Source organism: Bradyrhizobium sp. 25ACV (genome assembly GCF_054863005.1).
The window spans coordinates 543,369-557,815 of record NZ_JAVAYO010000004.1 but is presented as its reverse complement, the minus strand read 5'-3'; the positions used below and the strand labels follow the sequence as shown (position 1 = coordinate 557,815).

Genomic DNA, 14,447 nt, shown 5'->3' with positions numbered 1-14,447 from the left:
CCGGTTTTTCCCGTTGGTGGAGATCGGAAGTCAAGCCGCGAGTGCCTCACATGCTTGAAGCTGGCGTACCACCCCCGGTCGTGCCCTATGGCGCAGACCAGACCCTGTTCGTGGTGATCGATCGCCTCGACCAGGCGACGGAGATTCGCATTGAACGAAGCGATCTCGAAGCCACAATCGGCGAGCTCGTCGCCGGCTGCTTCAACGACCCCATCAAGGTGATTTCGTTCAACACGCTCGAACATTGGATGAAGGACATCTCGACCGATGTCGCCGGCGCGATAAAGGCACGCTGCGACATCTATGGCATAGAGCTACCCGACTATCTCAGCGACTTCATCGATAGCCATAGCATGAATGCGGGAGTTATGCGCGCCGATATTTGCCGGCGATGACTTCGATCTCGCGACGGCGCTCGTCGGCGAAGGCCTGGAGCTTTTCGATCGTCAGCGTATCCGTGATCCGTTTGGCGAGTCGCTCGGCGCGCGCGGCTTGATCTTCGAGATATCGGATCGTGTTCAAGCGCCCGCCTCCCCAACAGCCCCAAATTGTTCGGACAGACATGGTGCTTGAGAAGCCGCTAACACCCGGTTAAGCGCGGCGGGCCGAACGCGGTGTCTCGAACTCATTGCACGACGTCGAGCCGGACATTGGTGATGCCCCTGTCGACCATGCCGAGCGCCTCGGCCGCGGAAGGCGAGACGTCGACGACGCGTCCGCGGATATAGGGACCGCGATCGTTGACCCTGACGGTCACGAAGCGGCCGGAGGAAACGTCGGTGACGCGCAGCTTCGTGCCGAATGGCAGGGTCGGATGGGCCGCGGTCAATTCGTTCTTGTCGAACTTCTCGCCGCTCGCCGTCTCCGTATCCGAATAGAAGCTGGCAACGCCGTGCGAGGCCGCTTGCTTTGCATCGCGATCGGGAATGCGCACCCGGCTGATCGGCCTTGGATGCAGCGCCGCCACCCGGTGCGGCCGCTCGACCGCGGCCTGCCGGCCGGTGGCCCCGAGATCGGCCTTCTGGCGGCCGACCGGCGATTGCGCGCAGGCGGCGAGCGAGGCGGCCCCGACGATGGCTAGCAGCAGCCGGCTCGAGGTTGCCAGCGAAATCCGGGCAGTTTCGGCACGTGCAATGCAAGACATGATGCGCCCTCCGAACTGCCCGGAGTTTCGGTGGGCAATGAGGGCAGAACCTTGTCGGAACAAAAGCGGGCCTGGGGCCGCCGCCGTTTCGCGTCAACTGTGACGATTCCATCACAGTGACGCGTCCTGAATCGGGACAGAAGCTGCCCCAGTGGCCGGCTCCGGCTCAGGCCGGAGGCGGGATCGCGCGCAACACGTCCCGGAAGACGCCGAACTGCAATCGAAACGCTTGCGAGCTGTAGTCCTGATAGTAACCCGCAGTCACTGCGACGACGAGATCGAGCTCCGGGACGATGCGGATCGACTGCCCGCCGCGGCCCAGCGCACCGATCCAGCTGATCTTGCGGTCATTGAGGCGCGTTTGGCCGCGCCACCACAGATATCCGTAGGATTGAGCGTCCGTCGCCTTGATCTTCTCTGCCGTCGAAGCCTCGATCCACGCCTTGGAGACGATCTGGCGGCCGTTCCAGCGACCGCCCGCAAGCACGAGCTGGCCGATCTTGGCCATGTCGCGCGGTCGCAAGCGCAATCCTCCTCCGGCATCGGTATCTCCCCTGTACCGGCCCCACGCCGTGCCGGTGATACCCAGAGGCTCGAACAAATTCTCGCGCGCGAATTCGTCGAGCGGACGGCCGGTCGCCTTGCGGATGATGGCCGACACAAGCGTGAGCGCGCCGGTGTTGTAGAAGAACTCCTGCCCCGCTGCGGCGGTCACGGGAAGACCGAGAACGTAGCGACACGGATCCCATGCCATATGCATGCACGTCTCGTCATTGTCGTCGTCTCCCGTCGCGGGCGTCGCCTCGACCCACTTCAGGCCCATCGACATGGTGAGCACATCCACCAGCCGGATGCGGTCCTTTTCGGGAGAACGCAAGTCGGATAGCTCGGGGAAGAAGCTGAAGATCGGCTCGTCGACGCCGCGTATCAGCCCGCGATCGATCGCGATCCCGACGACGAGTGATGCAACGCTCTTCGAAACAGACTTCATGTTGTGCAACATGTCGGCATCGAAGGCGATGGTTTCCACCCGGCGGCCGTAGTTGTAGCCGGGTATCTCGTCGGCGCCCTTGAAGTAGCGCTCGAACGCCAGCTTGCCGTCGCGGGCGACCAGCACCGCATGGATATTGGCATCGCTCGTGGCGAGCCGGTCGGCCATCCCGCACAGCGCCTCGCGATTGACGAGACTGTCGCCAGCGACGGAGCCGCCCGGCCAGCCGTCGCCCCGTTCGGACGGAACACCGCAGCCGTCGGCTGCGTTCGCGCAGACCGCGGAGAGCGGCGCCAGTGCGGCGCCGCCGAGCAGCGAAATGAACTGGCGCCGCCTCATGCGAGCCTCATCCCTGTTGCGGCGCAGAGCCAGCTTCGGCGCCGGCATATCGGGGCTGCGCGTTCTCTCTGAGGATGCGCGCGAATTCACGCCAATAGAGCCTTCGCCAGTTCGTCTTCAAGCTGGCGAGAAAATCGAGCTCTCTTTGCGTCAGCGTGCACATCGCGGCTTCAGGCCACAAGGCCCCCCATCGGCTTGACGTCGGCGCTGCCGGGGAAAACCACATCCGCCAGCACCTTCTCCTCGACGCGCAAATGATCTTTGAGCAGGCCCTTCAGCACGGCGCGCAGATCGGTGGTCGGCTTGAGATCGCGATCCTCGAACAGTTGCGCCGGCTTCAGCCCCGGCCAATCCGCGATGACGCGGCCGCCGGCGAGCCCGCCGCCGATCAGGAATGCGACCGTGCCGGTGCCGTGATCGGTGCCTTGCGTTCCGTTGATGCGCGCGGTGCGACCGAACTCGGTGACCACGGCGACCACGGTCTCGCCCCAGGCGTCGCCCATGTTGCTCTCGATCGCGGCAAAGGCGCCGTCGAGCGCGCCGAGCAGATTGTAGAGCTGGCCCGAGGCCGCGCCTTCGGCGATGTGCGTATCCCAACCGACGAAGCCCATGGCGCCGACGCGCGGACCGTCGGGCTTGGCGAGATAGCGAGCGGCGGTGCCGGCGGCGTCGGCGAAATAGGCGCGCACGCGCGCGATGCCGGGCGGCGCCAGGGTCGGATCGTCCGACATGGCGTCGCCCGCGCCAGGTGCCCCGCTGAGCGAAGCGAGCTTCATGCGCGCCTGCAGCACGGTCGCGAGCTTCGGGTCGGTGTGCTGGTAGAGATCGAGCAGGCGGCTCTGCGTGTCCTCGCTCGCCGGGAGCAATTTCTGCGGTACCCATGTCATGACCGGCGCCGAGCCGCGCACCACCAGCGGTGTCACCGAGCCGATCCCGAGCGCGCGGCTGCCGCGCGGATCGACGCGGCCGCCCGATTCCAGAGCGAGCAGCGCGCGGTTGAGCCATCCGGAGCTGGTCATACCGGGCTTGACGAGCCCGCTCTCCAGCACGTCCTGGCCATCGAAATGCGAGCGCTCGCGATAGGGCGTCGCAACTGCGTGGACGATCGCCGCCTTGCCGCTCTTGTAGAGCCGGTGCAAATTCGGCATCGCCGGATTGAGCGCGAAGAAGGCATCGAGCGGCAGCGCCGGCGGCTTGCCGTCCAGCAGCAGCGCGCGATCGCCGCGCAAGGAGATCCAGTCGGGATCGCCGACCGGAGCGACGGCACCGAGACCGTCGAGCGCACCGCGCAGCACGATGACGAGCAGGCGCGGATCGCGGCCTTCGGCGCGCGCGATCCTGGGCATCTGGCTCCATGCGAACAGCGCACCGGAGCCGACCAGAAGCTCGCGTCGCGTGGGCAAATGATTGACGACGCCCATGCTCACCTCCTCTGAAAATCCGCCGACATGAACAACAGCGCCAGCGCCTGCTGCCGGCTCTCGGCGCGGCCGACCGCCTGCTTCACCTCGGGGGCGATCTGCGATGCAAAGACGTCCTTGATGATGGCTTGCGGATCGGCCATGCCGGTGATGCGCTCCGCGAAATTGTTGGCCACGTCGAGCCGCCGGCCGACGCCGTCGATCCAGCTTGCTTCATCATCCGGATGACCCTTGGGCGCGGGCGGACGCCACAGCGCCTCTCCCAGCAGCTCCTGGCCGCCGGTGAAGCGGACGGGATCGACCTGCGTGATGCCGGTTGCGCGCACCATGCCGACGACCCATTCGCCGGGACGCTTGAGCTTTGACGGCGGCGCGCGCCACGCCTCGTCCGACGACACCATCAGGGTCGCGACCTGCTTGAGATCGCCGTCGCTGTCGCGGAACGCCTTCGCCATCTGCTCGACAAGGGCCGGCGGCGGTTCGTCGGCGACGAAATGGCGCGCGAGCTTGGTCGCGACATGGGTCGCCGTTGCCGGATGCACCGCGAGATCGCGCAGCACGGCGCGGCCCTGCTCGACGTCCTCCTGCTCATAGCGCTTGCCGAGCACGGTCTGTCCGCCGGGCTCGTGCAGCCGCGGATTGAAGGTGAAGTCGCCGCCATGCTGGGGATCGGCCCCCGGCGGCACCAGCGTCCAGCCGGTCAGCACGTTGGCGAAGCTGATGACGTCGTCCTGGGTGTAGCCTGTGCGCACGCCGAGCGTATGCAGCTCCATGATCTCGCGGGCAAAGTTCTCGTTGAGGCCGCTGCTGCGGTTGATGCCGGCGGTCGAGTTCGCCCCCATCGAACCGAGATTGTCGAGATAGAACAGCATCGCCGGATGGCCTTCGACGGCCAGCAGGAGGTCGACGAACCGGCCAAGCGCATTGGCGCGAACCGCCTCGCGTTCATAGGCGCCGGACATGCTCTGGATCCGGTTGGCCGAGATGCAGAAATGATTGGACCAGAACCAGACCAGCCGCTCGGCAAAGCCGATATCGGCGGCAAGCGCCGCCTCCGTGCGCAGCTTGGCTTCCTGCAAATACATCGGGCGTCCGGGATCAGGAATAGCGTCGGCGGCCTGCTTCGCCGCCATCTCGGCGGCGTCCTTTTCCTGGCCCGCTTGCCCCTGCGTCCGCGATTGCGGCTGAGCCTGGTCGTCAGCTGCGGTGGGCGCCGACGCCATCTGCTGCTTCTTGGCCTGCTGCTGCGCCTGCTTGGCCCGCGCCGTGCGCCGAGCATTGGCATCGGCCACGATGCGATAGGCTTTCGCACTGGAGGGCAGGCTGGCCGCCGCGGCGAGCACGAGCGGCCGGTCGAGCTCGGCAATCAGCGCGCCGCGCGGGTCGCTTCCCAGCGCGGCAATCGAGCCCGGCCGCGGCCCCATCCCGAAGCGATGGAGCGCCAGCACGGCGTCGGCCTTTGCGGAATTGCTCATGGCAAATGCCCAATTCTTCGAGCCCGCCCGACGGCATCGCTCGAGGCTACGAATTGTAATGCTACAGATCGTAGCATTCGTGGGACTGGCAGACAAGCGGAGATTGAAACACCTCCATCAAGACATCGGGAGCGGCCGCCGCCCTCAGAAATTCGGCCCGAGCGCGATCTTCGTGATGGTGTCGTGCCTGACGCCGATGCGCCATTCCGCCGAGCCATTGGCGAACTGGGCGATGTAGATGTCGCTGTCGAGCGCGGTGACGCCGCGGAAGGAGACCGCACGCAGCGCACCGAGCCGCGCCAGGATCGCCTGGTCGAACGGCAACTGCTGACGCGTGATGTCGGCCACTTCCGAAGTCATGTGCTCGTAGTCCGGCTGTCCTCTGCCGACGCCCTCGATATAGCGGCGCAGCATCGCCTCGCCATTGGCGATCGGAACGGCGCGGCGGGCGGCGCGCCCCGGACGCACGCCGAGGTTTGAAGCTTCGACATTGTGGAAGCGGGTCTGCCGGCCCGGCATCAGGATCTCCAGACACCGTCCCGACTTGTCGGCAATCATCCAGGGATTGTTCACGGTGGTGGTGGTGAACCAGGTCATGTTGGGCCTGACGATCTGCGCCCTGCGATTGCCGTCCGCGTCCAGATTGACCACCTGGATGTCGTCGGTCATCTCGTTGTAGAGCATGATCCTGATCGGCGAGGTGCCGGCGCGGCCGCGAACGCTCGCCTCCTCCGCGCAAGGCACGATGCCGCCGAGCTCCTCATTGCCGTCGGCCCGGAACAGCACGTCGCCGGCCTTGCCGTCCGGCTCGATCATCAGGCGAAATTCCGCCGTGCCGTTCTCGAACTTCGCGCCATAGATGTCGTAGCCGCCGGGGCCGACGCCGCGGAAGAAGATCGACTCCACCGCGCCGAGCGCCACGAACGTCGCCCGCGACTCACTGAGCTGCCGGTGAACCTTGGCCGCCAGCGGCGCACTCATCCGATCGTAGTTCGGCGTACCGCGGCGAAGATCCTCGATGCCGCGCAAGATCATCTCCTTGCCGCCGGGCGCCGGGACCTGCTCCCGGAATCGGTCAGGCACTTCCGCAAGGCGGCGCGCGAAATCCGCCTCGATCGCCTGAGCCACCGCCGCATCGATCCGGGGCGCCAAGCGGGCGCCAAAGACCGAATTCTGCACCAGCACGCGCGAGACCTTTGATTGCTCGTCACGCAGGAAGATCAGGAGATTTTCGCCACGGATTGAGAAGATGTCGGCACCTTCGGCGAGGAGCGTCGCCGGGCCCAGCACGGTTTCCTGCACCCGGAGCCGATCACCGTCACGCCGCACCGTCAGCACGCGGTTTGGCGCAATCCTGTACCAACCGACATACGGATCGAGCGATACCGGCTCGGCTACCGCCGCCGGCATCTCGGCGACACGAACCGCACGAATGTCGCGGCCGTTCATGCGCAGCGTCAGCTCGGACGAGCGGCGCTCCGCATCGAGCGCGAAGGCGATCTCGCCGGACGAGGCCGCGTAGGACGTCGTGCCGTCATTGCCGACCGTGAGGCGCAGCTTGCGCTGGCCCGTGAGCTGGCCGTAGAGCTCGTCCCCCTCACGGAAGATGGCGAACACCGAGGCCGGACCCATCGCGTAGAAATTGACGAACGGGCGGTAATGCTGGGCGGGCACCTCGCCGGCATCCGCGGCGACGGGTGCCGCGTCCGGCGTGCGATAGGCGATCATGCCGGCGGACACGATCACCACCGGGACGATCGCAGCCGCGATCCACAGCCGCTTGCGCCAGCTGACCGCGACGGGCATGGCAGCAGCCGCGATGATGCGCTCGACACGGGCGCGCACGGTCGAGGCCCGCGCCATCGCAAGCTCGACCGGCCTTGGCTTCACGGTGCTGGCGAAATCGAGCAGGATTTCCGCATAGGACAGCCGGTCGTCGATCACCTCGATCGCCTCGGCATCGCTGATGATCTCGGCGAGCTCGGCAAGCCGCGCGAGCTGCCACCACGAGAACGGGCTGAACCAGAACACCGCGCGGTTGAGCGATGCGAGCAGGAGGACGTAGAAATCACGGTTGACGACATGCGCGCCTTCATGCGCGAGCACCGCGAGGCGCTTCTTCGCGTCCCAGCTGGCGAATTGCGGCGGCACCAGAATGGTCGAGCCGAAGGTGACGGGGCCGCCGACATCGCGGCTGACGCGCACGTCGGCGTCGATCATCTGCAGGCCCTTCATCGGCTTTGCCGCGCGCGCCAAACGCCAGGTCAGGCAGAGCCCGATCGCGAGCCGCAGCAGCAACAGGCCGGCGATGCCGGCATAGATCGCGGTGGCAACGAGCCACCAATTGATCGAGAGCCCGCTTTTGGCTTGCGGCGCGATAGCAATGCCGGGCGCGACTGGCAGCGCGGGCTGCGGCGTCTCCAGCATCGAGATGTCGGCCGGCAGAAAATCATCCGGCACGGCGACCGGCAAAGGCAGCCGGGTGATCGTGAGCGTCGGCCAATGCATCACGAAGGGCATCGCCAGCGAGGCCAGCAGCACGACGACCCAGGCCGTCATGTGAACGTGCGGATTGCGCACGCGAAACAGATTGAGACCGAACCAGACGACGCCTCCCAGCACAAGGGAGCGCAGTGCCGCCTCCGCCAGAGTTGCGATCATTCTTTCTTCACTCCCCTCGCCTTCTTCGCCTTGGCCACCTGGTCGGCCAGCGTACGCAATTGCTGCTGGTCGAGCATCTTGTTGTCCACCATGCCGACGAGGACCTCCTCGATCGAGCCGTTGCAGAACCAGTCGACGATGCGCTGCACCGCCTTGGCCGCAACCTTCGCGCGCGGCTCGGCGGCCTGGTAGACGTAGGTACGTCCGTCCACGGTGTGGTTAGCATAGCCCTTTTCTTCGAGCCGACGCAGCACCGTGCGCACCGTCGATTCCTTCAGACGCCGCGACAAGCGCTCGCGCACGATTTCGGCCGTGACAGGACCATGGGCCCAAACCAATTGCATGACCTCGTGCTCGAGGTCGCCCAGTTCGGGCAAACGATCGTCCATGGCGACTTACCTTGCGGATTGAGTTTTCTTGTAACGCTACAGATTGTCGCATATGCGGCCGCGCGGCACAACGGCGATTCCACCTGGGATGGTGTCGGTGTGCTGACCTAGTTGCCGGTTCGTGATTTGAGGGAAGCGAAATATGCGAGGTCGTCATGCCCGGGCTTGTCCCGGGCATCCACGTTCTTTCGTACCGCGCGTCAAGACGCGGATGGCCGGGACAAGCCCGGCCATGACGAGGCGGACACGTGACGCGCCCTAACCGCGCCGCTTGGGCGGGGGATGGCGGCTTAGTAATGCGGTTCGTACATCTGCGACTGCACGAGAGCCTTGACGTCGTTGGGCGCGGGTCCGTCGGCGAGCCCGCGTTGATAGGCGACATCCGCAACGGCGGCGGCAATGCGGACCGAGACTTCGCGGATGCGCGGCAGGGCCGGATAGAGGCTGCCCTGCGCGAGGTCCTCCTTGCCGACGCAATCGGCGAGCGTATGGGCCGCCGCCATGAACATCTCGTCGGTCACCAGCTTCGAGCCGCTGGCGATGACGCCGAGGCCGACGCCGGGGAAGATGTAGGAGTTGTTGCCCTGGCGCGGCACGAATCTGCGGCCGTCGAGCGTCACCGGGTCATATGGGCTGCCGCAGGCGAACAGCGCGCGCCCATCGGTGTATCGATAGGCGTCCTCCGCCGAGCATTCGGCCTTCGAGGTCGGGTTGGACAGCGCGAACACGATCGGCTGTTCGTTGAGCTCGGCCATCGCCTTGAGCACCTCGGGCGTGAAGGCGCCGCCGACCGCGGCGACACCGATGATCGCGGTCGGCTTCAGCGTCTTGATCGCGCTGAGGAAGTCGCTGATCGGCGCCTGGTCGGCGTGGGCGTAGCGCAGCTTGTGGCCGGAGAGGCCTTCGCGGCCGCCGACGACGAGGCCGCGGGAATCCACCAGCCAGTTGCGCTGCAGTGCTTCGGCTTCCGAAGCACCCTCCGCCATCATCGCGGACACCACGAGATCGGCGATGCCGGTTGCCGCTTCGCCTGCCCCTAGGAACAGGATCTTCTGATCCTTCAGCTTGCCGCCGTTCACGCGCAGCGCCGAGAACAGGCCGGCGAGCGCGACCGCCGCGGTGCCCTGGATGTCGTCGTTGAAGACGCAGGCCTCGTCGCGATATTTGTGCAGCAGCTTGAACGCCGAATGATTGGCGAAATCCTCGAACTGGATCAGCACGCCCGGAAAGGTTTTTCGTGCAGCTTGCATGAATTCGTCGACGAAGCTGTCATAGGCTTCGCCCGTCAGCCGCCGCTCGCGCAGGCCGAGATAATAGGGATCATTCAAGAGCTCTTCGTTGTTGGTGCCGACGTCGAGCACAACAGGCAGGCACGCTTCCGGATGCACGCCCGCGCAGGCCGAGTAGAGCGAGAGCTTGCCGACCGGGATGCCCATGCCGTTGGCACCGAGATCGCCAAGTCCCAAAATGCGCTCGCCGTCGGTGACGACGATCAGCTTGGCCGGATAGGGCCAGTTCTTCAGAATCTCGGCGATCTGGCCGCGGTCGCGCGAGGAGATGAACATGCCGCGCGGCCGCTGGAAGATCAGGCCGAATTTCTGGCAGGCGAGCCCGACCGTCGGGGTGTAGATGATCGGCTGGATCTCGTCGATGTTGTCGACGACGACGCGGAAGAACAGCGCCTCGTTGCGGTCATGCAGCGCGTTCAGCGCGACGTACTTCTCCAGATCGGTCGGCAGCGTGCGCAGATTGGTGAGGACGCGCTGAGCCTGCGTCTCCATCGTCAGCACGCAAGGCGGCAGCAGGCCGCGCAGGCCCAGGGCCTCGCGTTCGGCTTCCGTGAAGGCGGTGCCCTTGTTGAGCAAGGGATCGCGCAGCAATGTCATGCCTTGCGGCGGATTGGACGACGTCGATTGGGCAACGACCCGGGCAGGTCTATTCACGAATTCCCCCAAGAAGCTTCATATTGAACCGCGGACATTGTCGGCCAGCGCTCTATTGAGATCAAGGACGTAGCGACTGAGGCATCGATTGTGATCTCGCACCGCAGCGAGAGTTTCGCGAACGACTGGCAGTCGCGCGCGAGAAAAGGTTAACGCCGCGCACTATTCCGGCTTGATATCGGCCGCCTTCACGATCGGCCACCATTTCTCGGTTTCGGCCTTCTGGAACGCCGCAAGCGCTGCCGGCGTCTGCTGCACTGGTAGCGGTATCTCCTGCCCCAGTTCGGCAAAGCGCTGCTTGACGGCAGGCTCGGCGAGCACGGCGATGATGGCCGCGTTGAGCTTGGTGACGATGTCCTTCGGCGTGTTCTTCGGTGCCCAGATGCCGTGCCAGTAGGAGATGTAGAGACCCGGCAGGCCCGCTTCGTCGACGGTCGGCACATCGGGCGCAGATGCGAGCCGCGTCGGCGAAGTCACCGCGAAGGCCTTGATCGCGCCGTTCTTGACGTGCGGCAGCGAGTTCGAGGCCTGGTCGAACATGATGTCGATCTGCCCGGCGACGAGATCGATCATGGCGGGTCCTGCGCCGCGATAGGGCACGAACTGGAAGTCGGTGCCGGTCTTGTCCTTGAAGAAGACGCCGGCGACATGCGCGCCCGTACCGGCCCCGGCCGTCCCGGCGGTGGCCTTGCCGGGATTGGCCTTCAGCCAGGCGATCATCTCTTTCAGGTTGTTCGCCTCGAGCGACTTCCTGCCGACGATGAGCTGCGTTCCCATCGCGATCATCGCGACCGGCTCGAAATCAGCGATCACGTCATAGGGCAGCTTGAAGATCGCGCCGTTCAGCACATGGGTGCCCCAATGGCCGATCGTGATCGTGGTGCCGTCCGGGGTCGCACGCGCCACGCGCGCACCGGCGATGCTGCCGGAAGCGCCGGCCAGGTTCTCGACCACGACCGTGGTGTGCAGCTCGGCGGCGATCCGCTCGGACAGGATCCGCGCCAGCGTGTCGGTCGGGCCGCCCGCCGCGAACGGTACGATGAGGGTGATCGGGCGCGATGACTGGGCCCTTGCCGGTGCGCACCACATCGCGCATCCGATCAACGCGCCAACGACGATCACATGGCCGCGCAATACGGCCCACAGCCCCCGCATCAGCCTCTCCCACCCTTTTTGCCGCCCGCATGTTGTCAGCGGGCTGGAGGGCGAGTGAACGCTGCCGGACGGGCGGAGGCAAGCCGGAAGTTACAGCCGATGGCTATCCGGCCGCCCGCCGCGGCGTCAGATTGGCCGCGCCATCTGCCGGCGGCACGACGTGCATCAGGATGGTCTGGGTGGCGGATGCGACGTCGATGCCGTTCTGCTGGAAGCGCAGCTTCATGCGGCGGTTGAATTCGCGCTGGACCGGCCAGCGCCCGGCCTCGGTGCAGCGGATCTGGCCGACGATCGACACCATCGCGCCGTCGACCTTGTCGATGCCCCACAGATCGAGGTCGCCGCGGATCAGCGGGCGGAATTCCGGTTCACGGCGCATCTCGTCGACGATGTCCTTGAGGATCTGGCCGGCGCGGTCGGTGTCTTCCTTGTAGGCGACGTTGACGCTGACCGAGGCGTTGCCGGCGCCGCGGCTGGCATTGGTGATGGTCGTGACCGCGCTGAACGGCACGATGTGCACGGCGCCGTCGCCGGCGCGCAGACGGATGGTGCGGATCGAGACGTTCTCGACCACGCCAGACAGCCCCGACACGCTGACATTGTCGCCGACCTGGACCGTGTTCTCCAGCAGCAAAAAGAGACCGGTGATGAGATCCTGCACCAGCTTCTGCGAGCCGAAGCCGATGGCGATGCCGACGATGCCGGCGCCTGCCAAAAGCGGCGCGACGTTGACGCCTATCTCGCTCAGCGCGGTGAGGCCGACGACGGTGGCGATCAGGCACAGCAGCGCCGTTCGCAGCATCGGCTGAAAGGTGCGCAACCGCGCGGCACGGGCGTAGTGCCCGTCCCGCGACAGCGTGTTGATCTGGCGGTCCAGCAGCGCGTTGCTGGCTTCCCAGATCGCCGCCGCGATCAGGACGGCGAGGCCGATCGTCACCACGGCCGAGATCAGCCGGCTGCCGATCTGGCCGCCATAGAACCAGACGATGGCGTCCACGCCCCAGACCTCGAGCACGGCGACGAAGCCGATGAAGCCGATCACGCCGGATACGATCTTGCGCAGCAGCGGCAGATAGCGGTTGGCGCGGATCTCGAGACCGGGAAAGCGCTGGAGGATCTCCGGCTTGATGCGGAAGCCGCGGTCGATCAGGCTGAGCGTCAGCATGATGGCGACGCGCGTGACCAGCGCCACCACGACCGTACCGACGAAATACTGCAAAAGCAGCGAATAGCCGTTGCGGATGTTGAGCGCCCACACGGCCCACAGCGCAAGATCGAGCGCGATGGCGAGATAGTGCCATCCGCCGGCGACGCGGTTGCGCAGGCGGGCCGCGATGCCCTGCCGCTCGGCCGGCGCACGGATGGCCTCGGCGACCTGCCGGCGGCATTGCAGGATGATGACGACGATGAAGAGGTGCACGACCAGCATTACCATGCGCAGCAGCGCCGCATAACCGGTACGATGCAGGCCGAGCAGCAGGGCCACATTGGCAAAGGCGATGCCGGAGACGCCGACGCCGACGATGCGGCGCGCCCAGATCTCGATATAGGCCGCGGTCTCGGCTCGGACCGGAAATAGCCCGAACGGTCCCGCGAGCGCCCGGATCACGCAGATGAGTCCGCGCGAGAAGGCGTAGGCATTGACCACCGCGAGGATCACGAGGCGAACGGTCGTGGGCTCGCCGATCTCGGTGCCGAGCAGCGCGGTGGCGACGCCGACGAAGATGACCACCGGCAGCAGTTCGAGCACGAGACGTCCCAGTACGAAGGGCAGCCGCAACAGGACCTGCCACACGCGCGCGAGGCTGTGGCGTCGCTTGTTCAAGTCGGGCGCGGGCGTGACATCGGCCGTTGAGGACGGCGGGTCGGCAATGGGGATCACCTGTGCCGGCAGGTGCGCGGTTTGCGGCACGCGTCCTTCCAGGAACGCGACCGGGCGGCGGATCAGGCGAAAGATCACCCACTCGGCCGCAAGGGCGCAGCCGAGCACCAGCGCCAGCTTCCAGGCGATCTCGATCAGGAGATTGTAGGCGGCAGGATCGTTCGCAGTCCGCAGGAACCAGTAGTAGAAGGCCGGGAAGTGCGTGAGCGTCCGCGCCATGCTGGCGATCTCGCTCGAGATCGCGCCGATCTCCTCCGACACCGTGAGCAGGAGTTGCGCGCCGAGGCCGTCGGCCGCCAGCGGAATTGGCGATTTATGCTCGGGCGCGGGCGGCGCAGGCTGCTGCTGACCGGACGCACTCGCGATCGCGCGCAGCGTATCGATCATCTGCGCGCGCTTCTTGTCGTCCTGGAGCGTCTCCAGCGCGCGCCTGGCTTCGTCGGGCGACAGTGCGGCGGCATTGTTGGTCGCCGGCCGAGGCGTTTCGGCGCGGACACCGGAGAAAGAGGAGATCGCGAGGAAGAGAGCGGCGAGGACCGCCGGGGCAAGCTTATGCGACACGAGGATTCCCTGGAAAAAATGAATGAGCCGGCGGCGTCGGGACCGTCACCGCCGAAGCACATGCGTCATGTCGGATCGCAGCTATTCGCCTCCGGCCTGTGTCGGAAGTTGGCCTTTGAGGCGACATTCTCTTGGCATTTGCCGCAATGCGAAGATCGGGGAACCATCGGCGCGGGTCAGTGGCCTGGCAATTGCGCTGCGGCCATCCTTTGAGACGCGCTCGGGCCAGCCGAACTGCCATGCAACACCCTCCGTCATTCCGGGAGGCGGCCCGGAATGACGGCAAGGAGGAAGGTGGAGGAGAAAAGCAGGATGTCAAAATCACCTGTCGCGGTCGCCTCGACACGGCCATCCGGACACGATCGATGTGATGCAAAATACAGCGCCGGGAAGGTAGGGGCTTTGCCTCACTGATGCAGCCCGCTAAACCTTGACCCGGCGTGCCGTTCGCGGTTTCCGCCGCTATGCGATAGTCCGAACGAGCTC

The 14,447-nt window shown here is 65.9% G+C and carries 11 protein-coding genes; 1 reads left to right on the top strand and 10 read right to left on the bottom strand.

Features of this window, described 5'->3' with window-relative positions:
• Positions 1-50 precede the first annotated feature (50 nt).
• The gene (locus tag RAD04_RS12630) at positions 51-395 is read left to right on the top strand and encodes a hypothetical protein (RefSeq protein WP_091961321.1); all 345 of its coding nucleotides are present in this window, start codon (positions 51-53) and stop codon (positions 393-395) included.
• Here the strand turns inward: RAD04_RS12630 and RAD04_RS12625 are convergent.
• From RAD04_RS12625 to RAD04_RS12580, 10 genes are all read right to left on the bottom strand, one after another.
• Positions 367-522 (bottom strand): hypothetical protein, encoded by a 156-nt coding sequence (locus tag RAD04_RS12625; RefSeq protein ID WP_177236955.1) that lies wholly within the window; start codon positions 520-522, stop codon positions 367-369. The genes RAD04_RS12630 and RAD04_RS12625 overlap by 29 nt on opposite strands.
• A gap of 103 nt (positions 523-625) precedes the next feature.
• Entirely contained in the window at positions 626-1,144 is a 519-nt protein-coding gene (locus tag RAD04_RS12620) for a septal ring lytic transglycosylase RlpA family protein (RefSeq protein ID WP_461624049.1), read from the bottom strand.
• Between the two features lie 166 nt (positions 1,145-1,310).
• Positions 1,311-2,474 carry a serine hydrolase domain-containing protein gene (locus RAD04_RS12615; RefSeq protein WP_461624048.1) on the bottom strand — a complete coding sequence of 388 codons (1,164 nt, stop codon included), beginning with the start codon at positions 2,472-2,474 and terminating at the stop codon, positions 1,311-1,313.
• A 170-nt stretch (positions 2,475-2,644) separates the two neighbouring features.
• Complete coding sequence (locus tag RAD04_RS12610) at positions 2,645-3,895, bottom strand: DUF1501 domain-containing protein (protein WP_461624047.1); 1,251 nt, start codon at positions 3,893-3,895, stop codon at positions 2,645-2,647.
• Positions 3,896-3,897: 2 nt separating this feature from the next.
• A complete protein-coding gene (locus tag RAD04_RS12605) occupies positions 3,898-5,370 on the bottom strand; it encodes a DUF1800 domain-containing protein (RefSeq protein ID WP_461624046.1) in 1,473 nt (490 codons plus the stop codon).
• Between the two features lie 144 nt (positions 5,371-5,514).
• Positions 5,515-8,031: a M56 family metallopeptidase gene (locus RAD04_RS12600; protein ID WP_461624045.1), complete on the bottom strand. Its 2,517-nt coding sequence runs from the start codon at positions 8,029-8,031 to the stop codon at positions 5,515-5,517.
• Positions 8,028-8,420, bottom strand: a complete 393-nt coding sequence (locus RAD04_RS12595; RefSeq protein ID WP_018319749.1) for a BlaI/MecI/CopY family transcriptional regulator — start codon at positions 8,418-8,420, stop codon at positions 8,028-8,030. Before RAD04_RS12595 ends, RAD04_RS12600 begins: the two co-directional genes overlap by 4 nt.
• 290 nt (positions 8,421-8,710) lie before the next feature.
• On the bottom strand, positions 8,711-10,363 hold the full coding sequence (locus RAD04_RS12590) for an NAD-dependent malic enzyme (RefSeq protein WP_461624044.1): 1,653 nt from the start codon (positions 10,361-10,363) through the stop codon (positions 8,711-8,713).
• A gap of 162 nt (positions 10,364-10,525) precedes the next feature.
• Positions 10,526-11,518, bottom strand: coding sequence for a Bug family tripartite tricarboxylate transporter substrate binding protein (locus tag RAD04_RS12585; protein WP_461624043.1), 993 nt, complete (start codon positions 11,516-11,518; stop codon positions 10,526-10,528).
• A gap of 103 nt (positions 11,519-11,621) precedes the next feature.
• Complete coding sequence (locus RAD04_RS12580; RefSeq protein ID WP_461624042.1) at positions 11,622-13,961, bottom strand: mechanosensitive ion channel domain-containing protein; 2,340 nt, start codon at positions 13,959-13,961, stop codon at positions 11,622-11,624.
• Between the last annotated feature and the right edge of the window lie 486 nt (positions 13,962-14,447).